Below are 21,450 nucleotides of genomic sequence, written 5' to 3' on the forward strand. Positions count from 1 at the left end.
CTCCTTTATATCTATTTTCTTCTGTTATATCTAAAATATTTAATTTATGCAATCGAAAGTACAAACCATGTTTTAACTAAACGTATTTTACTATATTTTAAAACTTGTTAAGTTTAACGCAATTAAAATATGAAAAGTTAAGAAGGTAATATACGAATATATTTTAGTTCATCATGATGCAAAATAAATTCTAAGCTATTTTTAAATTCTGTAAACTGTCTAATTTCTGCTTTTGGTATAGTGGATTGTTCAATATATCGTAATAATGATCTTTCAATATATATGTCATTAAATGAAGGTGGTAATGCATAGTCAATAAATCCATGTTCTCGATTTAATGTCTGTATGAACAATGTGACTTTTGAATTTAATATAGTTTGTTTTAAGCTAAGATTAAGTACTTCTTTTGGTGAAGTACGACGGTTTATGGAATTGAATAAAAGTAAATGAATTTCTTCTTTTTCCTTTAGTATAATAAAGTTTTTATGGATAGAAACTGGTTTGCCTATAAAATGTCTAATGAATTGATATATATACATTAGGGGTTCATAAATGCCATGACTGTTCATCAAAGCGACGTCAGCTTTCTCTTTACGCATTAATTCGTACCCTACACCGCAACCTCTATTTAATAAGATAAGAATATGACACATTAAATCAGCTATTTCTAAAGGATGGCTTTCTTCGTAAAACTTGAAGCATTGCTTTGTAAGTTTTGTGTATACAAACTTTGATGTATCAATATGTGAAGCTTTGATTACTTTACTAAAGTAATCGTAATAACTCATTGAATTATTAAAACCCTCTCCTTTTTTATTTAATAAATTTCGAACTTGTGCTTGCTCTATATCGATAAAATGATAATCAAAGTTAAACCTTTGGAGTAGTGTGAAAGCATTTTTTAAAGAATTAACCTGGTTAATTACACCTTCGATGGTAATAGCCATTTTTATATTAAAGTTCAGATTTTTTATTTTAATATATAATCGATTAACTTCGTTTAATGATAAATGAGAGGTATCAAAGAGAATTAGGAAATTGTAATTCTGCTGATATTTTGCATATTTTGGTTTAAATTTTAAAAATTGTAATATTAAGCTTTCGACAAAATCAAACTGTGTCATAGATTTTATTCTTAGCGCGATACCGATATAATCAGAGAATAGTGAATCAACAAAATCAATCATACCAGTGAGACTTAAATTTTCTAAAGAGAGATTTTTAATATTATTAATTAATACATAGGCATCAGTTAAATCTTTAAAACTGAATTTAGAATTAAAGTCAGACTGAATAATATCCATTAAACTATCTATATGAATAAAAATAGTAGGAGGTTTTGCCAAATCCTTAAAATTTAATCGCTTGGTATCAATTTGTAATTGATTTGATGAAACAGGCTTTTCTTTAGTTATTAAATCAATTTGGGGCTTGAATCTATCCAAATCATTATTGTTTAGTACAATATTGTTTTGATGTGAAGCATGTATTGATTTTCTAAATTCATTAGGTGTCATATTTAAGAAAAATTTAAATTGATGGATATAATTTGAATAATGATTGAATCCATAATGTTCAGATATATGATAAATTGCGTGTTTCGTTTGAATAAGATCAGCGAGTGATAAAGCAATCTTAAGACTAGTTATATAATGTTTAAAGCTAATACCTAAATATTTCTTAAACAATATAGAAATATAAGGCGCAGAAATATAAAAAGTACTCGAAACATCTTTGGAGGAAAGTGATTGGGTAACATGAGCTTTTATAAACTCAGTTATATCATTTAATAAGGTGTTTTCTGTGCATATAGATGGAACATAAGTAAAGTCATGTTTTATTTTTGCCTCCTTATTAATTATAGTTATAATTTCATTGAGTATAGGTGGCTCAGTAGGTCCGCATTGACTCAACTGTTGAATCATCGTTAAGATTTGGAACTTAAGGTATTCATTGGAATTTAATAACTTGTAGTTATAGTAAAAGTTGAAAAAACTTTTAATTGTTTTTGTGAATTGTTGGACAGGTATACACATTTCTACTACTTGTTCGGAATCTGAAATGTGATATAAATCATTGTGATTTATAATAATGATATGGTTTTCAGCAGATATTTGATGGCCATTTAAGGTAACATCTAACTTATTGTTTAATGAAAATAAAAGTATGACTTGATGTATACATCGTTGTGTATGAGTGTTTAGAAATTCGTGGATACACAAAGTTGTACTATTCATAGTAAAGGCAACTCCTGATAATAATTTGAATTGGTATATTGTTCAAAATACATTATATTACAAAAAGTTATGACTTTTAATCCTTTAAATATAAATATTTTTTAATCTTATAAAGAGATTCGGCGTTAAAAATTAAATTTTAGACAATTTATTTTGGTTAGTAGATAATTTTTTCTGAGAAATCAACTTAAAAATTCATATTGTTCTATTTGTCACGGAGGTTTTGAAAAATGAAGCACATTTATTCTAAATTTTACAATCAAGAATCTAAAATAACGAAATTAAAATCTGAAGTATTAGGTGTCGTGTTGCATGATGATGCAGAAAATAATAGTGCAGAGGATTATATTGTCTGGCTACAGCAAAGGATAGATAATAATGAATTGGAAAAAGGATGGGTGTGTGCATATGTTGATAAGCAGACATGTTATTGGTTTCATCCCTCTCCATATGTAGAGTGGCACTGTGGTAATACTTTTGCGAACGAGCATTATATAGGTATAGAACGTTGTCAATCAAAAATTAATGGAATATTGTCTGATGAACAATTTATTAAGAATGAAGAAGCTAGTTATTGGATTGCAGCCTTAATATTGAAAAAAAATCAGTTACCTGTAAATAGAAATACAGTAAAACTACACAAAATGTTTTGTAATACGGAATGTCCTGCAAGAGCTTGGTCAATTCATTTGGATAATGCACCTACAAATGAAGAAAATATAAAAATGCTACAAGACTATTTTATAGACAAGATTAAATACTATTATTTCAATATAAAAGGAAGTGATATGACGGTAGTTGGATAATTATTGACACTTTAAATTTAGTCACAAAGAATATACAAAAATGGGATTGCGTTATTTAATGGAACCGATTACAATATTATTATAAAGTTTTGGTACCGGTTCCATTAAAAAGGAGGTAATATAATGAATTATAAAAAGTCTGCAGAAAATATATTGCAAGCGCTTGGTGGAGAGGATAATGTTGAAGCAATGACACATTGTGCAACGCGTTTGAGACTTGTATTAAAGAATGAAGACTTGGTTAATGAAAAGGCATTAGGGGATATGGATGTTGTAAAAGGTACATTTTCAACTGGGGGACAATATCAGGTTATCATTGGTTCTGGTACAGTAAATAAAGTGTTTAGTGAATTAGAAAAGATAACCGGTAAAGAAGCGTCTTCGGTGTCAGATGTGAAAGCGCAAGGCACTAAAAACATGAATCCTTTTCAAAGGTTTGTGAAAATGCTATCAGATATCTTTGTTCCAATCATACCAGCAATTGTAGCTGGTGGTTTGCTCATGGGTATTAATAATATATTAACTGCACCTGGTATTTTTTATGATAATCAATCATTAATAGAAGTACAAAATCAGTTTAGTGGCTTAGCTGAAATGATTAACATTTTTGCTAATGCGCCGTTTACATTACTACCTATACTAATTGGTTTTAGTGCTGCAAAACGATTTGGAGGTAATGCATATCTCGGGGCAGCACTTGGAATGATATTGGTTCATCCAGAATTGATGAGTGCTTATGATTATCCGAAAGCATTAGAAGCGGGAAAAGAGATTCCTCATTGGAACTTATTTGGACTCGAAATTAATCAAGTAGGATATCAAGGTCAAGTATTACCAATGCTAGTAGCTACATATATTCTTGCAACAATTGAAAAAGGACTAAGGAAAGTTATACCTACAGTATTAGACAATTTATTAACACCTTTATTAGCAATATTATCAACAGGTTTTATAACATTTTCATTTGTTGGTCCATTAACACGTACTTTAGGATATTGGTTATCAGACGGTTTAACGTGGCTATATGAATTTGGTGGTGCTATCGGCGGTCTTATATTTGGTTTGTTATATGCGCCGATTGTTATCACAGGTATGCATCATAGTTTTATTGCTATTGAAACTCAACTTATCGCTGACAGTTCATCAACAGGCGGTTCATTTATATTCCCTATTGCAACAATGTCTAATATTGCACAAGGAGCGGCTGCCCTTGCAGCATTCTTTATTATAAAAGAAAATAAAAAATTAAAAGGTGTAGCATCCGCTGCGGGCGTATCTGCTCTACTAGGTATTACAGAACCAGCAATGTTTGGTGTGAACTTGAAGTTAAGATATCCGTTTATTGGGGCAATTATAGGTTCAGGTATCGGTTCTGCCTATATAGCATTCTTTAAAGTTAAAGCTATTGCATTAGGCACTGCAGGTATACCAGGATTTATATCTATTAGCGGCCAAAACAATGGTTGGTTACATTACGGTATAGCAATGATCATTGCATTTATCGTAGCATTTTGCATAACATACGCTTTGTCATATAGCAAGAAATATAGAAATATTGAAGCATAGTAGTATAAAGGTATATTAAGATTTAAAGTAGTACAAAAATTACATTATCAAAATAAAAGACTAATCCGTCTTCATACGGATTAGTCTCAGACTGTCGACAAATTCTCCAACTTTGTTGACAGTTTTTTTGTATGCTTCCCGCGGTCACTGCCTTAGCCTATAATCTTCGACTAGAGTTCTACCACAGGAGTCGGTCTAAATCACTGCCGATATTACACTAAAAAGATTATATATAAATTAAACAGTGATGGTGTTTATTATGTTGCATAGATCAATTGATAAAAGAGACCAATATGAAATGATTTCTATTTCTAAATTAGTGCTTAACAATTATTTATTACGTAAAGTTGATGTGATATTAGATTTAAATTTTGTATATGAATTTGTCGAAGTCAAAAATTGTCTTATTAATAGCAAGGTGTCTATAGGACAGTTATTTTAATGAAAATATTATTTATACAAAGACTATTCTCACCATTGTATGAACGTTATAAAGTTTTATAAAGATTTTGTATGATTTAATAAGCGTTTATAATCTAATTCACAATTTTTGTTTGCGCCATAAAAACGCGCCTACGATGGTCACGATAATGAGAGAAATGCCAATCACAATGAGCCATGAAATATAACTATGGTCATCAATAGGTAAGGGAACATTCATGCCAAAAAAGCTAAATACTAAAGTTGGCAATGTTAAAAATACAGTGAAAAGCGTTAATGTTTTCATCGTATTATTCATCTCATTTGATAGTAATGATGCGTATGAAGTAGTGATACTTTCTAATATATCTGTATAAAGTCTCGTCGTTTCTAAAGCTTGATTATTTTCGATTAACAAGTCCTCTAAAATGTCTTCATCTTCATCAAAGCGTTTCATAGCTGGTAGACGGAATAATTTCTTTACTATGCCTTCATTACCTTTAAGTGCAGCTAAAAAATAAACTAAACTTTTTTCTACTTCCATTAAATTATAAAGTTGTTTATTTGTGACGTTATTCTTTAAGTCACGTTCAATACGCACACGTGTTTTATTCAGTAATCTCAAATTTCTATTGTAATGATTTGTAATTGTTAACAATATATTTAATGCAAAACGACTATGAAAGCGTAGGTTTATGTTCTGACGTGCAAAGTTTTCTAAGAATTCATTTTCAACATTACAAATAGTAATGATTTTTTTATTTCCAATAATAATTCCTAAAGGAATAGTAATAAATGACAATACTTTTGAATTAGTGTCATTTATAATAGGTAAGTCTAATATAATTAATGAATAATGCGAATCTTCGTCGTATTCAACACGCGCACTCTCTTCTCTATCTAATGGGTCTCGTATGAAATCTTCAGGAATGTCATAGCGATCTATAAGCATTTCGATTTCCTCCCAGTTGGGATCAACAACATTAACCCATGAAGCTGTTTGATCTAGTTTAGATTCGATTATTTTATCAGTTTGTGAATGTTTATATGCAGTTATCATGATAAAATGAGGTCCTTTCTTCAGAAGTGTTATTGATATTGTTCTTTTGCCATTAGACGTAATGGTCCGTTAAATATAATTTTGAATAAGTGATCAGCAACAATATCGGGTTCCATTCTATTATTATCTTGTACCCAATGTTTGATAAAAGAAATCGTAGCACCTGAAACATAACTATGAAAATAATCTATTGGTATGCCTGAAATTTTTTGTTTGTTGTTAAGGTTTTTTGTCATATTAGAGTACATAAGTTCTGAAATCTTATCTTCAAGATGGCTTTTTCTATCTAACTTAAAAATAACTAAGTAAAAATCGATATCTTTTTGGATATGGAGAATGATATTTTTAAGAATTTTTTCCGAAAATATTTTAGCGAAGTCTTCTAAATTTGAATCTTGCATAACCAACTTATAAGTACCTATTTCATCTGCTAAACCAACGAGAATTTCATCTTCTAGGTCTGAAAGTAAAATATATTTATCTTCGTAGTGTAAATAGAAAGTACCTCGGTTAATATCTGCTAAGGATGTTATATCTTGTATCGTTATTCGCTCTAGTTCTTTTTCTGCTAATAATTTTATAAAAGCTTGTTTGATTGCATTTTTAGTTTTTCTGACGCGACGATCTTCTATCATTTTACTCATCTCCTTAAACTTTAATAGACAAACCATGTTTATTTGTTGATAAACAAACAAAATGAAGTTTATTGAATATTGCTTATTGAATTATGCTCATTATAATAAACAAAGTAGTGATTAATCAACACAATGTTCAAAAAGGAGGTAATTAATATGAATATATTTAAAAATAAATTACTTTGGATAGCGCCAATAGCAATTTTAATCATATTGGCAATATTTTCAATAGCATTTTATCCAGCTTACAATCCTAAACCAAAAGCTTTACCAATTGCTATTGTTAATCAAGATGAAGGAACATCTATTCAAAATAATGACATTAACATTGGTAAAAAGTTAGAAGATAAACTATTAAATAGTGATTCTGATACTATAAAATGGGTTGAAGTAGATAATGAAAAAGATGCTCGAAAAGGATTAGATGACCAAAAATATTTTGGTGCAGCTATTTTTGAGAAAGATTTTTCAAAACATGCGATGAGTAAAACTCAAAAAATAGTAATGGATAGTAAAAAGCAAGAAATACAAGAGAAAATACAATCAGGTGAAATACCGCCAGAACAGGCTAAAAAAATGCAAAGTCAAATGGATAAATCTGGTGCTTCACAAGACATAACAGTCAACCAAGCAGAATTTAAAACATTGATTAATAGTGGTGCGAATATGCAAGCATCACAAATTTCTTCAAATGTATTAAAAGGTATCGGTGATAATTTAAATAAACAAATAACACAACAAGGTTTAGATACTCTAGAAAAACAGGATGTTAAAGTTAACCCTAGTGATATTCAAGGACTTACAAATCCTGTGAAAGTATCAGATCAAAAGATTCATAAAGTTAAAGACCATCAAGGTAATGGTAATGCATCATTCTTGATGTTTATGCCAGTGTGGATTAGTTCGATTGTGGCATCTATTTTGCTGTTCTTTGCATTTAGAACTTCAGATAATATTATAATTTCGCACCGCATTATTGCGTCGTTAGGTCAACTTGCAATTGCAGTTGTTACTGCCTTTGTAGGTGGATTTGGTTATGTATATTTTATGTCTAGTGTTCAAGGATTTGATTTCCCTGATATTAATAAAATAGGTCTTTTTGTTTCTATTGCATTACTAGGCTTTATTGGTCTTATTTTAGGTGTTATGACTTGGTTAGGTATGAAGTCTATTCCAATATTCTTTATAGCAATGTTCTTTAGCATGCAACTTGTAATGTTCCCTAAACAAATGCTGCCGCAATTTTATCAAGATTATGTTGTGAGTAGGAATCCATTCACTCACTATGGTGAATATTTGAGAGCATTACTTTATATGGATCAACCACTAGAAATGAATGCTACCATGTGGATGTTTATCGGTTTTATTATTTTTGGAGTTGTTTCTTCAATAAGCGCTGCAATAATTAGAAAACATAGTGGGAAACGTACAGAAGTTCCGTCATAAATGTATCAAATGCAACACTAATTATTATATTGATTTAAAATGAACAATTTTGTTAGCAGGGTTAGAAATCAAATTGATTATTTGATTTCTAACCCTTTTTATATAAACATTTCAATAGTAACTTAATTCAAAATCATATTTCATAAAATATACAAAATTAATTTGTATCAAATGTACTACCCATTGTTTTTATTAAACACTGTCATTACACTGTTTAAATGAATGTTGAAAACTGTTTGAAATATGATTGCATAATTGTTTAGCACATTATCTATAATTTTAATAAAGAATTAACATTTGCTTAACAAAAATAAGTTATAATTCACATAGTTTACAAATAATTTAAAGAGGTGTGACGATGGATTCTTCTGTAATGGAGATAATTTTCACTTTTATCGGTGGTTTAGGTATATTTTTATACGGAATTAAACAGATGGGCGATGGCTTACAAGCAACTGCTGGCGATCGACTGAGAAGTATATTAAATAAATTTACTAGTAATCCAATCATGGGTGTTTTGGCAGGTATGATTGTTACGATTTTAATTCAAAGTAGTTCAGGGACTACTGTCATTACGATTGGTCTTGTAAGTGCAGGATTTATGACAATGCGACAAGCAATTGGAGTTGTTATGGGAGCGAATATAGGTACCACGGTTACAGCATTTATAATAGGTATTGATATCGGTGCTTATTCACTACCCATCCTAGCTATTGGCGCATTTTTGATTTTCTTTATCCAGAAAAGAAAAGTAAAAAATATAGGTATGATTTTATTTGGTTTTGGTTCTCTTTTTTATGGCTTAGAGTTAATGAGTGGTGCAGTGAAGCCACTCGCTAATTTAGATGGGTTTAAACAAATCATGTTAGATATGTCATCAAATCCAATATATGGTGTTATAGCTGGTACATTCTTAACAGTTATCATCCAAAGCTCAAGTGCAACAATTGGTATATTACAAGGGTTCTTTGCTAATGATTTAATTAGCTTGCATGGTGCACTGCCAGTACTATTAGGTGATAATATCGGTACAACGATTACTGCTGTTTTAGCAAGTTTAGCAGGTTCTCTTGCATCAAAACGTGTTGCAGCAGTTCATGTTATGTTTAACGTGATAGGTGCAGCAATATTCTTGCTCATCTTACCGTTGTATCAATTAGTTATTGAGTGGATGCAAGGCGCAATGAATTTAAAACCAGAAATGGTTATTGCATTTGCACACGGTACATTTAACGTAACAAATACTTTAATTCAATTACCATTTATTTTTGTACTAGCTTGGATAGTTACGAAAATAATACCAGGTGAAGATATTAATGAAAAATACAAACCAAGACATCTTGATAAGAACTTAATTAATAGAGCACCTAATATTGCTCTACAAGAAGCTCAAGATGAAATTCAAAACATTGGTAGAATGACGTTATCCATGTTGCAAAAAGTCAATCACTACGACGAAAAAACTGAAAAAGATATTATTCAGAAACATGCAGCAATTGACAACATGTATGATAATGTCAGACAGTATCTTACTAAAATATCTGAGAAGAAGTTGTCACAAGATGATGCAGAAAGGATGTCAGTATTATTCGATGTTAATCGCACGATGTTGAAAGTGGCTGGTTTATCAGAAGCCTATTTATTAGATTTGAAGAAAAAAGATACAAATCCTATCAAAATATCTGATAAAGCTGAACAAAGTATTGAAAAGCTTTACAATCATGTTAACATGTCATTTGAAAAGACAGTTGAAATGTTCAACGTTTATGATCGAGTTAAGCGTGATGAAATTGTTAAAATAAGTAATGATTCATACAAACTTGAACATGATTTAAGGAAAAAACATATTAAACGTTTAAGTTCAGGTGAGTGTTCACCAGAAGGTGGCTTATTATATCTGGATATGATTGCAATATTAGAACGAATCGGTTATCATTCTAGAAATATTTCAGAATCAATGGTTGATATCGATGAAATAGAATTAGAAGAACATGTGGAAAATCCATTAGGTTGGTCTTACTAAATATTATTTAATCGTAAAAATTAGCATGTAAAATAACTACGCTAGGCGAGACAAAAATCAAATTTTAAATTTTGATTTCTGTCTCGTCTTTTTTATATAAATTATTAAAAAAGATATCGTTGATTCTAGTTATAGATTTATTAAGTTAAGAATGGTTGGATATTACCAAATTACTTTAATATCAACACTAAAGTAGCTGTCAAAGTTATAGCATACTATCTAATAATTGAATTTTTCTAAGTGAATATGTGGAAATTATCTAGATAATTAAATGTAGAGAATAAAATCAGTAAGCGTTTCCACTATCTTTGAATATTAATTTATTTTACAATTACAATTAATAAACGAAATAAATGGAGGTTACATAATATGAGTGTTTTAGACAAATTCAAACTGGATGGTCAAGTCGCAATTGTGACAGGAGGTGCCTCAGGACTAGGAAAAGCAATGGGGAAAGGTTTAGCTGAAGCAGGTGCAAACTTAGTTATTGCTGATATTAATTTAGATTTAGCAAAAGAAACAGCAAACGAATTTGAAACTGAAACAGGAAATCAAGCCTTGGCATGTAAAGTAGATGTAACAAACGTGTCGGATGTTGAGCAAATGGTTTCAGATGTAATGGATAAGTTTGGGCACATAGACATTCTATTCAACAATGCTGGAATCAACGAACATGTTAAATTTGAAGATATGCCTTACGATCGTTGGGTTAAAAATATGGATGTCAATATCAACAGCATGGTTTTAGTTTCACAAGCTGTAGGTAAAGTGATGATCAAACAGCAAAAAGGTACTATTGTGAACACTTCTTCAATGTCAGGTATCATTGTAAATACGCCACAACCACAGGCGGCATATAATACTTCTAAAGGTGCGGTAATTATGTTTACTAAAAGCTTAGCAAGTGAATGGGCAGAACATGGTATACGTGTAAATACTATTGCTCCAGGTTATATGGAAACAGAATTAACTAGAGATTATTTTGCTCAAGGTGGAGAAATGATTGATACATGGATGAATTTTACACCATTAGGTCGTCCTGGTGTACCTGAAGAATTACAAGGTGCAGCACTATATTTAGCTTCTGATGCTTCATCATTTGTTACTGGTAGTGTTGTCACAATTGATGGGGGATATACAGCATTATAAATAACTAGTGACTAATTTAAAATTAAATCTAGTAATATCAAAAGAGAAGTTGAGATAATATAATACTCCACTTCTCTTTTTTTATGCTGTTTTTAAAGTTCTTATGTTAAATGACTCTAATAAATCTAGCTTTATTTAATCCTTACTAAAACGATAAGAATACTTGACAAAGTTGTATGAGGAGCATAGTATTACTAGTAATCTAATATTCAGAAAATTGATTTGGGGGGATTATATATGACATCTATGAGCATTCTAGATCAAAGTCCAATTGATATTAATGAAACTGTAAATGAGGGTATACAACGAACTGTTGAATTAGCACAACTAGCAGATAAATTAAAATATACGAGATATTTTGTTGCAGAGCATCATAATATTCCAGAAGTTGCGGGTACAAGCCCAGAAATATTAGTGACACATCTACTCAACAAGACTAACGAAATACGTATTGGTTCAGGAGGAGTAATGTTACAGCACTATAGTCCTTTTAAAGTAATAGAACAATTCCATTTTATTAGTCACCTTGCACCAGGTAGAGTTGATTTAGGGGTTGGTAAAGCACCTGGTGGATTTCCATTAGCAACACAGGCTCTGCAATCAGAATTCAAATCGCCACAAGTTACATTCAATGATAAATTCCAACTGTTAAACAATTTAAATAATCGAAATTTTAAAGAAGATGATGCATATAATCAATTACAAACTTCTATAAGAGATAATGAAGTTCCTAAGCCAGAGCTCTTTTTATTAGGGGGCAGTGACCGTTCGGCACAATTTGCAGCAAATGAAAATGTTGGTTTTGTATATGCTTTCTTTATTAATTCTAATGTTGATATGTTAATAAGTGCAGTGAAATCTTATAAACAGCAATATCCAAAAGGGCGTTTTATTGTTGCTGTAGCAGCAGTAGTAACAGAAAATGAAAATGATAAAGAATTAGTTAAAGATGGTCGTACAAATTATGCTTTGCATTTTAAGGATGGTAGAAAAATTACTGTAAATACTAAGGAGCAACTAGAAGCATTTAGTAAACAAAGTGCAGAACATTTTGAAGTTGAGGAAAAGCAAATAGACGTTTTAGAAGGCTCAGCTGCTGAAGTTAGACATCAATTATCTCAGTTAAACAACGAAGGACTCATCGATGAGTTTATGTTGCATATGCCAATACAGAATCACAAATTAAGAGTGAAAACGGTGGAGAAACTTGCTCCATTATACACAATTGCTAACCAGAAAGAAGGGGTATTATGAGTCAGAAAAAAATAGATTTTGGAATTATGTTAAATGGTCCAGGTAGTCATATGCATGCTTGGAAATCTAATGAAGTTCCTAGCGATGCCAGTACTAACTTTGAATACCAACTAGACATTGCTAAGAGAGCAGAGCGAGCAGGTTTTAGTTTTGTTTTTGTAGCAGATGGTCTATATATTCATGAGAAGTCTATCCCTCATTTCTTAGACAGACACGAACCTTTAACGCTACTTGCTGCACTTGCGTCTATTACTCAAAAAATTGGTTTAGTTGGTACAATTTCAACTTCATATAGTGAACCTTTTACCGTTGCGAGACAGTTAGCAACGATTGATAATATCAGTCACGGACGCGCAGGATGGAACGTTGTTACATCACCACTTGAGGGTAGTGCAGATAACTATAGTAAAGGTGAACATCCGGAGCATGATACGAGATATGATATCGCTGAAGAACATATTCAAGTGGTACAAGGATTATGGGATTCATATGAAGATGATGCGTTTAAATTTGATAATGAAAAAGGCGAATATTTAGATAAAAACAAAATGCACACACTAGATTATAAAGGTGAATATTTCCAAGTAAAAGGACCATTAAATGCAAGTCGCTCTGAACAAGGTCAACCAGTCATTTTTCAGGCAGGCGCTTCACCTAAAGGACAAGACTATGCAGCCAAATATGCAGATGCAGTTTTCACATTAGGAGAATCAAAAGAAAGTGCACAACGGAATTATGAAAGTATTAAAGATCAAGCTAAGGCATATGGACGTAACCCCGATGAAGTAAGAGTTTATCCTATATTAGCACCAGTCATAGCTAAGACAGAAAGTGAAGCAGAAGCACGCTTTGAAAATATTAAGACTTTAGCAAATATTGATGAAGCATTAGATTATTTAGGTCGTTATTATGATCATCATGATTTTAGTCAATATGATTTAGATGCGCCTTTTCCAGATTTAGGAGAAGTTGGTCAAAATAGTTTCCGAGCTACTGCAGATGCAATTGCTAATCGCGCAAAAGCAAACCAATCGACGTTAAGAGAAGTTGCGCTAGAAGAGACAGTTAGACGCTCTCCATTTATGGGAACATACGAAACTGTAGCAGATATAATCATTGAATGGGTAGAAGACGGCGCAGCAGATGGTTTTATTTTTGGGCCTCATATATACGGGGCGGTTTATGATGAATTCTTAGAAAATGTATTACCTATTCTAGAAGAGAAGGGTTATTATGATAAAACATTTCATGGTGAAACATTAAGAGATCATCTTGGCCTTCCTTTTAAAGAAAATAGATACACACAATCCCGTGTTACAAATTAAAGCTTTGAAAATATTGAAATTGATGGACACATCTAAATTATAAAAGTTGTGTCTATTTTTTATTAAAAGGAGTGAACGACTATGTCAGAATCTAGTACAACATCTTATCAAAATACTGTTAATCAAACAGCTAACCAAACTTCTATAAAAACAAAAAGGAAATTAGAGTTACCACATGTGTTATTAATGATGTTACTAATGATGATGTTTGCTTGTTTTTTGACATATATCATTCCTGCTGGGACGTTTAATACTGACAAAGATGGATCGATGATACAAGGGACTTACCACGCAATTGCTCAACATCCTGTGAATCCATTTTATGCAATAACTCTGATTCTAAATGGAGGTACCCAATCTGCTCAAACAGTGACTTTGCTATTATTTATAGGTGGTGCAATGGGAGGCATCCTGCAGTTAAATTCAGTTACGAAAATAACCAATTTCATGATTTATAGATTTGAACATGTAGGTGCATTACCATTAATAATAGGTTTATTCTCATTAATGGCTTTTATAGGATTCTTTATCGGTGGAGATCAAATGATTGTGTTTGTAACCTTGGGCGTCATTTTAGTAAGACGTTTAAAGTTAGATCCTATTATGGCTTTGGCGATTACATTCTTACCTTTATATATGGCATTTTCTGTATCACCTTCTGGAATGGCTAAAATCGGACAAATTGTATATCCCGATGTCTCACTTTATTCAGGCTACGGTGGCAGGGCTATTATGTATCTTATATTTTTAATTGTGACCTTATTGTATGTAATTTGGTATGCGCGAAGAGTAATTAAAAATCCAGATAATAGTATGATGACTACAAAAGTTTGGCAACAACAAAACGATTATTCATCAAATGAAGCAATGGATTTGGAAGATAGAAAGGTAAGTTGGAGAGATTACATTGTCGTTAGTTTAGTTATTGTTACACCAATCATTTTAGCGTTAGGAAATGGTTTGCTAAAGTGGACTGAACGATATGGTAATGGTGTTTTTATTACAGTATTTGGTTTAAGTTTTGTGTTGGCCTATATTGTTAAGGGGAAACGACCATCTGAAATGGTGGATGGATTTTTAGAAGGTGCAAAACCGATGCTTGTAGTTGCATTTGCAATCATTATGGCAAATACCATTAGCGTGATATTAGAAAAAGGACAAATATTAAGTACTATAGTGCATGGATTGACGACGCAACTTGATGGTGCTTCATCAGGTGTAGTTTCGGTTTTAGTGTTTTTTGTAGCTACAATATTTAATTTCTTAGTGCCTTCTGGTTCTGGGTTGATGAGTGTGATGGTGCCTATATTACAGCCTGTTACAACAGCATTAGGAGTTAATGATCAAATATTATTAACTTCATTATCCTTTGGTGGTGGATTAGGTAATCTTATCACTCCGACATTAGGTGCTACAATTGGGGCTATAGCTATAGCTAAGGCTAATTTCGGATCATGGTTTAAATTTATGGCACCGTTATTTATCATATGGATGATTGTTGGTGGTGTGATACTTTATGTATTTACTGCAATTGGCTGGAGTGGTGGTATATAATTGATATTCAAAATAAAAGGAACAATGATGACTTTATCTAAAAGTAATTTATACTTAGAACATTAAAGTCTATCGTTGTTCCTTTTTTGTTTTTATTTTTTCATGGAGCTACTGTTAACGAGAATGGTACGTTTTTTTTCCATTTATTTGATGGTGTTTCATCAGTTATGACTTCTGTAATGTCACTGATTTTTGCAAATGAAAGTGTAGAGGATATATCGAATTTACTTTTATCAATAAGTGCAATGACATTTTCACTTTCCTTTACCATTTGTTTTTTTAATTGAACTTCAGGTAAAGAAAAATCAGTTAAGCCATTTTCAAGTGTAAAGCCGTTCGCAGATAAAAAGAAATAATCTATGTGATACATTTCTAGTATTTGTGAGTCGATATTACCTGTAATCGCATTTGAATCTTGTGAAACAAAACCTCCAACTACAAGAACTGTTAAGTGTGGATTCTCTTTTAATAATACTGCATTTTCTAACCCGTTGGTGATAATAGTTAGTTCCATTGTTGTTTCCGTTAATAATTTGGCTAATTCATAAGTTGTAGAACTTGCATCAATCATAATACATTGTTGAGGTTGTATTTTTTTTAAAGCATGTTTACTAATTTTATATTTTTCTGAATGTTTTTGAGTTAAGCGATAAGAAAAATTTAACTTAGAACCCAGATTATCAGTTATTTTTGCACCACCGTGTGTACGTATTAATTTATTTTCACTTTCAAGGCGTCTTAAATCACTTCTTACAGTTGCTTCTGTAACACTTAAGTAATCAGAGAGCTGTTTTACAGTTGCACGTTTATGAGATTTTATATAAGTATAAATATGTTCTCTACGCTCATCAGCATACATTTTCATATGAATCACATCCTCCTTTATATCATTATACATTTTAACATAAATAGTGCACAAGAAAACTAAAACAAATCAAAATGAAAATAAACGAAAGAATATTTGAAAGAAATGAAAAAATATATTAAAATAATAATTGTTAATGAAAACGTTTTCTAAAAAGAAAAGGGGAGATTTTAATTATGACTAAGAAAAATTATCCAGAACAAATGAATGCTGTTGTAGCTTATGCACCTGGTGAATATAAATATGAAACAGTTGAAACTCCGAAAATAGAAAATTCAAAAGAAATTATCGTAAAAGTGGAAGCATGTGGTATCTGCGCAGGTGATATTAAGGCCTATGATGGTGCGCCAAGCTTTTGGGGGGATGAAACACAGCCCTCATACATTAAAGCCCCAATGATTCCGGGTCATGAATTTATTGCTCGTATTGTTGAAAAGGGGGGTGATGTTACTGAATTTGAAATTGGTGATCGTGTAATTTCTGAACAAATCGTACCTTGTTGGGAATGTAGATTCTGTAATCGTGGAGAGTACTGGATGTGTGAAAAACATGATTTATATGGCTTTCAAAACAATGTGAACGGCGGTATGGCAGAGTATATGAAATTTACAAAAGAAGCCATCAATTATAAAGTACCTGAGGATATGCCTATAGAGAAAGCAATTTTAATTGAGCCTTACGCCTGTAGTTTGCATGCAGTACAACGTGCCAACATTAAACTAGGAGATTTTGTTGTACTTTCAGGTGCTGGAACATTAGGTTTAGGTATGGTAGGTGCAGCTAAAAAAGCAGGTGCTGAGACATTAGTTGTCTTAGACATGAAAGATGAAAGATTAGAGTTAGCTAAGGAGTTTGGTGCTGATATTGTAATGAATCCAGCTAAAGTTGATGTTGTTAAAGAAATCAAGTCAATGACTGAAGGATATGGCTGTGACACTTATATTGAAGCTACGGGTCATCCTAAATCAGTTGAACAAGGCTTAAGTGCAATCAGAAAATTAGGTCGTTTTGTAGAATTCTCTGTATTTGCTGATCCAGTAACAGTAGATTGGAGTATTATTTCAGACCGTAAAGAATTAGATTTGATGGGAAGCCATTTGGGACCATATTGCTACCCACTTGTTATTGATGGGATTCAAAAAGATGACTATCCAACTGATGGTGTAGTTACACATCAATTACCTTTAAAAGATTTTGAACAAGGATTTGATCTGATGAAAAAAGGAGATAAATCATTAAAAATTGTTCTCGTACCTTAAAGCTAATGGCTAAAGAATTCGTGTAATAAAAGGAGCGCATTGAAATGAAAAAAATGGTTAATAATCCAGACCATGTTATTGATGAATTAATGACTGGTTATTTAGCGGCTTACCCTGAATATTTAAGACGTTCAGAACTTCATAAAAGGGCTTTAATAGGTAACAAAAGAACGGAAAAACGCAAAGTAAGTGTCTTGATTGGTGGAGGGTCTGGCCATGAACCAGGGTTTTTAGGATATGTAGGTAAAGGTATGGCTGATGGTGTGGCTGTTGGTAATATATTTGCCTCGCCTTCACCGATACCAATTCAAGCTGTGACAAAAGAAATCAATCAGGGTTACGGCGTGTTGTATATATATGGTAATTACGCTGGTGACTTAATGAACTTTGAGATGGCTAGCGAAATGACAGAAATAGAAGATGATATCCAAACGGCTGCTGTTATTGGTAATGACGACGTAGCTTCATCTAAAGATATTGACGACCGTAGAGGTATAGCAGGTGAATTACTTGTATATAAAGTTGCTGGAGCCGCAGCAGATTTTGGATATAATTTGGAAGAAGTAAGACGTATTGCTCAATTTGCTAATGATCAAACACGTTCTATGGGAATTGGTTTAAGCCCATGTTATTTACCTCAAACAGGCAAACCAAGTTTTGATTTAGAAGATAATGAAATGGAAATTGGATTAGGACATCATGGAGAACCAGGAATAGAAAAAACAACAATCAGAACAGCTAAAGAAACAGTAAACGTGATTATGCAAAATATTTTAAAAGAATCAATTTATCATGAAGATGATGAAGTGGTTGTCTTAGTTAATGGTCTAGGGGCTACATCTCAAATGGAACTTTATATAATTAACAAAGAAGTAAGCGAAATATTGGAAGATAAAAATATTAGCGTTTATAAAACATTTGTTGGCAATTTTATTACGTCGATGGAAATGGGTGGTTTTTCAGTGACGTTAATGAAAGTAGATGACACACTGAAGGCATGTGTAGATCATCCGGTAGATTGTCCGAACTTCAAGGTAGTTTAGGAGGTGTAAATATGATATTAACAAGTCAATCATTTAAAGATTATATATTAGAGTTAACAACGTTATTTGAACAGAAAAAAGATGAGCTTTGTGAGCTAGACAGAAAAATTGGTGATGGTGACCATGGTGTCACAATGGATATTGGTTACCAAGCTGTAAAGGAAACTATTCAAAATGAGTTAGTATCACAAAGTGATATTGCGAAAATTAGTGTAGCTGTTGGGAAGAGTTTTTTAGATGCTGTGGGCTCATCAGTAGGTCCATTATATGCGTCTGGTTATCTAAAAGGAGCGGTATCAATTAAAAATCAAACAGAGCTTGATGATACAGGTTTATATCAATTTTGGATTGCATTTAGTAAAGGAATTAAAGATAGAGGCAAAGCCGAAATTGGTGATAAAACAATGATAGATACTTTAGAGCCATTTTATAAATCATTAACACAATCAATGGAACAAGATATGCCTTTTATAGATGGCTACAATAAAGCATTAAAAGAAGCACACATAGGAATGGAAAGTACAAAGGATATTATTTCTAATAAAGGACGTTCTAAGAGGTTAGGGTATAGATCTCAAGGGCATGTGGATCCCGGTGCGATGTCTGCTTATCTAATGTTACAAACATTTGGAAGTTTTATTGAAAATTAACGGAAAATATTAAGGAGGAAATTACATGAAAATAGCAATTGGTGCAGACCATAACGGATACGATTTAAAAGAAGCGGTAAAAGAACATGTTGAAGCATTAGGGCATGAAGTTGAAGATTTTGGTTGTCATCAATGTGCAGAAACAGACTATCCAGATGTGGCAGCTGAAGTTGGTAAAAGCATACAACAAGGGAAAAATGCTCGTGGTATATTAATATGTGGTACAGGTATTGGTGTAGCTATAACAGCTAATAAATTAACAGGAATACGTGCTGCGTTAGCGCATGATTATTATTCTGCAGAGCGTGCTCAACTTAGTAATAATGCACAAATTTTAACAATGGGCGCGCAAATTATTGGTATAGAAGTCGCTAAGAAAAACGTAGAAGCTTATCTCAATGTAAGTTGGAAAGGTGGTTCTCAACGCAAAGTTGATAAAATTGATGAAGTTGAGAGAAACGAGTCGAACTAAATGATAAAAGGATTAGCTACAAAGAAATTTATTATTATAAATTTCTTTGTAGCTTTTTTAACGTTTTGATGTCTGTACCTTAATATAAATGGTCCTTATCCTTTTTAAGAAGTTTGTAGAATTGTCACTGTAATTTTTAAAATATTATCCTATAATATCCTTAAGGAGGATTATCTATGCGTAGAGTACTGTATGCTTTTTTAGTTTATACAATATTAGGTTTATTAAGTGGATTCTATTATCGTGAATTGACACTCGCTCATAACTTTACTGGAGATACACAACTTGTAGTTGTACATACACACACGTTAATCTTAGGTATGTTTATGCACCTTATTTTATTGCCTGTTGTGAAAGTATTTAAGTTAGATAGTTATTATTTATTTAACTGGTTCTTTATTATTTATAACGTTGGTGTGTTGACTACGATAGGTATGATGTTTACGAAGGGAACTTATCAAGTTATTGGGCTTACTGTTCCAGATTCGTTTGCTGGCTTTGCGGGTATGGGTCATACTATTTTAACTGCAGGTTTTATACTGCTATTTTTCGTATTAAGAAATGCAATTATTAAGGATCCTAGAGATTAGTGAAAAGAGTATTAAATATTAACTCATTAAAGTGAATTTGAAACAGAACTATCATTTAAATTTAAATGCATTTTTTTGAACTTAATGAATTATATGATAAGAGGGGATGAAATCAACAGTCGGATTTCACCCCTCACTTTTTTTGTGAATCAACTTTATGAAAAATTATTTTATATTCATTAAAGCTTTATAGAAAATATCACGTTGTTTTTCTAATGAAATAGGATCATTATACTGTGTAACAGTAACGTCAAACTTAATTATGTTTTTATTTTTTACTGCGGATAAATTACGCCAGTAATTAGTATTTTCAAATGACGCATTTTGTTTGCCGTTTGTAGCAATAACTGCGAAATCACCTATATAGTCTGCAAAATTTTCTGGGTTAATTGGTGTAGCGAATTTATTTTTTGTAGCTTGTGCGAGTGCTTTAGGCTGCTTCATTCTATAACCATCATATAGAATTTCTGTGCCTCTACCCAGATGATCGCTAAAGGCCATTGTTCCTTTTGGTGTTTGCTGTAAGACAGAAATAGATTTTTCTTTAATTACTGGTTCTAGTTCTTTTCTATCTTTTGCCATTTGAGTATCCCATTCTTTGATCCATTGTTTAGCTTTCGATTCTTCATTAACTAAAGTAGCAAGCTTTTTAGTATTATCTTTATAATTAGATTTTTCTGCATTAAAAGCAACTGTAGGTGCAATTTTTTGTAATTTTTTAATATTTTTATCTTGGGTTGTAGTAATGATTAAATCGGGTTTTTGATGCGTAACTTGTTCTATACTAGTATTATCAATGCGTTTAATCCCTTTTGTAGAGTCATTTAATACTTTGTTTTTATTTACAAATTCTGGAATTGCGATTGGCTTATGACCAAATTTTACTAGAGCACCTACATAGGTAGGGTGTAAAACTACTATATTTTTAGGGCTTTTAGGAATTTTAATTTCATTTCCGTTATCATCTTTAAATGTTTTCCCAGTGGACTCAAGGTTTGAATTTTCTTTATGGTTTGAATTATTTGTACCACAAGCAGCAGTAAATAAAATTAAAGAAATAAAGAGTAAAGTTAATTTTTTCATTGGTGAACATCTC

Annotated in this window: 19 protein-coding genes; 14 read left to right on the top strand and 5 right to left on the bottom strand. The window is 31.8% G+C overall.

The window, feature by feature from the left end:
- Window positions 1–137: 137 nt before the first annotated feature.
- Window positions 138–2,237 carry an AraC family transcriptional regulator Rsp gene (gene rsp / locus ACW5YJ_RS04415; protein ID WP_457338533.1) on the bottom strand — a complete coding sequence of 700 codons (2,100 nt, stop codon included), beginning with the start codon at window positions 2,235–2,237 and terminating at the stop codon, window positions 138–140.
- Window positions 2,238–2,467: 230 nt separating this feature from the next.
- On the opposite strand from rsp, the gene ACW5YJ_RS04420 reads away from it, so the two are divergent.
- The 3 genes from ACW5YJ_RS04420 (at window position 2,468) to ACW5YJ_RS04430 (ending at window position 5,051) form a co-directional block, all read left to right on the top strand.
- A complete protein-coding gene (locus ACW5YJ_RS04420) occupies window positions 2,468–3,043 on the top strand; it encodes a peptidoglycan recognition protein family protein (RefSeq protein ID WP_457338534.1) in 576 nt (191 codons plus the stop codon).
- 123 nt (window positions 3,044–3,166) lie between these two features.
- Window positions 3,167–4,609, top strand: coding sequence for a sucrose-specific PTS transporter subunit IIBC (locus ACW5YJ_RS04425; RefSeq protein ID WP_017723255.1), 1,443 nt, complete (start codon window positions 3,167–3,169; stop codon window positions 4,607–4,609).
- Window positions 4,610–4,868: 259 nt separating this feature from the next.
- Window positions 4,869–5,051, top strand: a complete 183-nt coding sequence (locus tag ACW5YJ_RS04430) for a hypothetical protein (protein WP_017723254.1) — start codon at window positions 4,869–4,871, stop codon at window positions 5,049–5,051.
- Window positions 5,052–5,150: 99 nt separating this feature from the next.
- Here the strand turns inward: ACW5YJ_RS04430 and ACW5YJ_RS04435 are convergent, their stop codons facing one another.
- Window positions 5,151–6,089 (bottom strand): magnesium transporter CorA family protein, encoded by a 939-nt coding sequence (locus tag ACW5YJ_RS04435; RefSeq protein ID WP_017723253.1) that lies wholly within the window; start codon window positions 6,087–6,089, stop codon window positions 5,151–5,153.
- A gap of 29 nt (window positions 6,090–6,118) precedes the next feature.
- Window positions 6,119–6,724, bottom strand: coding sequence for a TetR/AcrR family transcriptional regulator (locus ACW5YJ_RS04440; protein ID WP_017723252.1), 606 nt, complete (start codon window positions 6,722–6,724; stop codon window positions 6,119–6,121).
- Between the two features lie 156 nt (window positions 6,725–6,880).
- Between ACW5YJ_RS04440 and ACW5YJ_RS04445 the strand changes: the two genes are divergently transcribed.
- From ACW5YJ_RS04445 to ACW5YJ_RS04470, 6 genes are all read left to right on the top strand, one after another.
- A complete protein-coding gene (locus ACW5YJ_RS04445) occupies window positions 6,881–8,170 on the top strand; it encodes a YhgE/Pip domain-containing protein (protein ID WP_457338535.1) in 1,290 nt (429 codons plus the stop codon).
- A 358-nt stretch (window positions 8,171–8,528) separates the two neighbouring features.
- Window positions 8,529–10,193, top strand: coding sequence for a Na/Pi cotransporter family protein (locus ACW5YJ_RS04450; RefSeq protein WP_017723250.1), 1,665 nt, complete (start codon window positions 8,529–8,531; stop codon window positions 10,191–10,193).
- Window positions 10,194–10,562: 369 nt separating this feature from the next.
- Entirely contained in the window at window positions 10,563–11,342 is a 780-nt protein-coding gene (locus ACW5YJ_RS04455) for an SDR family NAD(P)-dependent oxidoreductase (protein ID WP_017723249.1), read from the top strand.
- A 237-nt stretch (window positions 11,343–11,579) separates the two neighbouring features.
- Window positions 11,580–12,596 (top strand): MsnO8 family LLM class oxidoreductase, encoded by a 1,017-nt coding sequence (locus ACW5YJ_RS04460; RefSeq protein ID WP_017723248.1) that lies wholly within the window; start codon window positions 11,580–11,582, stop codon window positions 12,594–12,596.
- Window positions 12,593–13,921, top strand: coding sequence for an LLM class flavin-dependent oxidoreductase (locus ACW5YJ_RS04465; protein ID WP_017723247.1), 1,329 nt, complete (start codon window positions 12,593–12,595; stop codon window positions 13,919–13,921). The genes ACW5YJ_RS04460 and ACW5YJ_RS04465 overlap by 4 nt, the downstream gene beginning before the upstream one ends.
- Before the next feature lie 81 nt (window positions 13,922–14,002).
- The gene (locus tag ACW5YJ_RS04470; protein WP_017723246.1) at window positions 14,003–15,475 is read left to right on the top strand and encodes a Na+/H+ antiporter NhaC family protein; all 1,473 of its coding nucleotides are present in this window, start codon (window positions 14,003–14,005) and stop codon (window positions 15,473–15,475) included.
- A gap of 100 nt (window positions 15,476–15,575) precedes the next feature.
- Here ACW5YJ_RS04470 and ACW5YJ_RS04475 read toward each other — a convergent pair whose 3' ends face one another.
- Entirely contained in the window at window positions 15,576–16,340 is a 765-nt protein-coding gene (locus ACW5YJ_RS04475) for a DeoR/GlpR family DNA-binding transcription regulator (RefSeq protein WP_017723245.1), read from the bottom strand.
- 176 nt (window positions 16,341–16,516) lie between these two features.
- Here ACW5YJ_RS04475 and ACW5YJ_RS04480 point away from each other — a divergent pair, with 176 nt between their 5' ends.
- From ACW5YJ_RS04480 to ACW5YJ_RS04500, 5 genes are all read left to right on the top strand, one after another.
- Window positions 16,517–17,599 carry an MDR/zinc-dependent alcohol dehydrogenase-like family protein gene (locus ACW5YJ_RS04480; RefSeq protein ID WP_457338536.1) on the top strand — a complete coding sequence of 361 codons (1,083 nt, stop codon included), beginning with the start codon at window positions 16,517–16,519 and terminating at the stop codon, window positions 17,597–17,599.
- A 44-nt stretch (window positions 17,600–17,643) separates the two neighbouring features.
- A complete protein-coding gene (locus tag ACW5YJ_RS04485; protein ID WP_457338537.1) occupies window positions 17,644–18,642 on the top strand; it encodes a dihydroxyacetone kinase subunit DhaK in 999 nt (332 codons plus the stop codon).
- Window positions 18,643–18,653: 11 nt separating this feature from the next.
- Window positions 18,654–19,292 (top strand): dihydroxyacetone kinase subunit DhaL, encoded by a 639-nt coding sequence (dhaL, locus tag ACW5YJ_RS04490; RefSeq protein ID WP_017723242.1) that lies wholly within the window; start codon window positions 18,654–18,656, stop codon window positions 19,290–19,292.
- Between the two features lie 25 nt (window positions 19,293–19,317).
- The gene (rpiB, locus tag ACW5YJ_RS04495; protein ID WP_017723241.1) at window positions 19,318–19,764 is read left to right on the top strand and encodes a ribose 5-phosphate isomerase B; all 447 of its coding nucleotides are present in this window, start codon (window positions 19,318–19,320) and stop codon (window positions 19,762–19,764) included.
- A 176-nt stretch (window positions 19,765–19,940) separates the two neighbouring features.
- On the top strand, window positions 19,941–20,354 hold the full coding sequence (locus ACW5YJ_RS04500; RefSeq protein ID WP_107551419.1) for a DUF2871 domain-containing protein: 414 nt from the start codon (window positions 19,941–19,943) through the stop codon (window positions 20,352–20,354).
- A gap of 165 nt (window positions 20,355–20,519) precedes the next feature.
- Here the strand turns inward: ACW5YJ_RS04500 and ACW5YJ_RS04505 are convergent, their stop codons facing one another.
- Window positions 20,520–21,437, bottom strand: coding sequence for an ABC transporter substrate-binding protein (locus ACW5YJ_RS04505; RefSeq protein WP_107551420.1), 918 nt, complete (start codon window positions 21,435–21,437; stop codon window positions 20,520–20,522).
- Between the last annotated feature and the right edge of the window lie 13 nt (window positions 21,438–21,450).

The sequence above is a fragment of the Staphylococcus sp. mip270_02 genome (assembly GCF_054031535.1).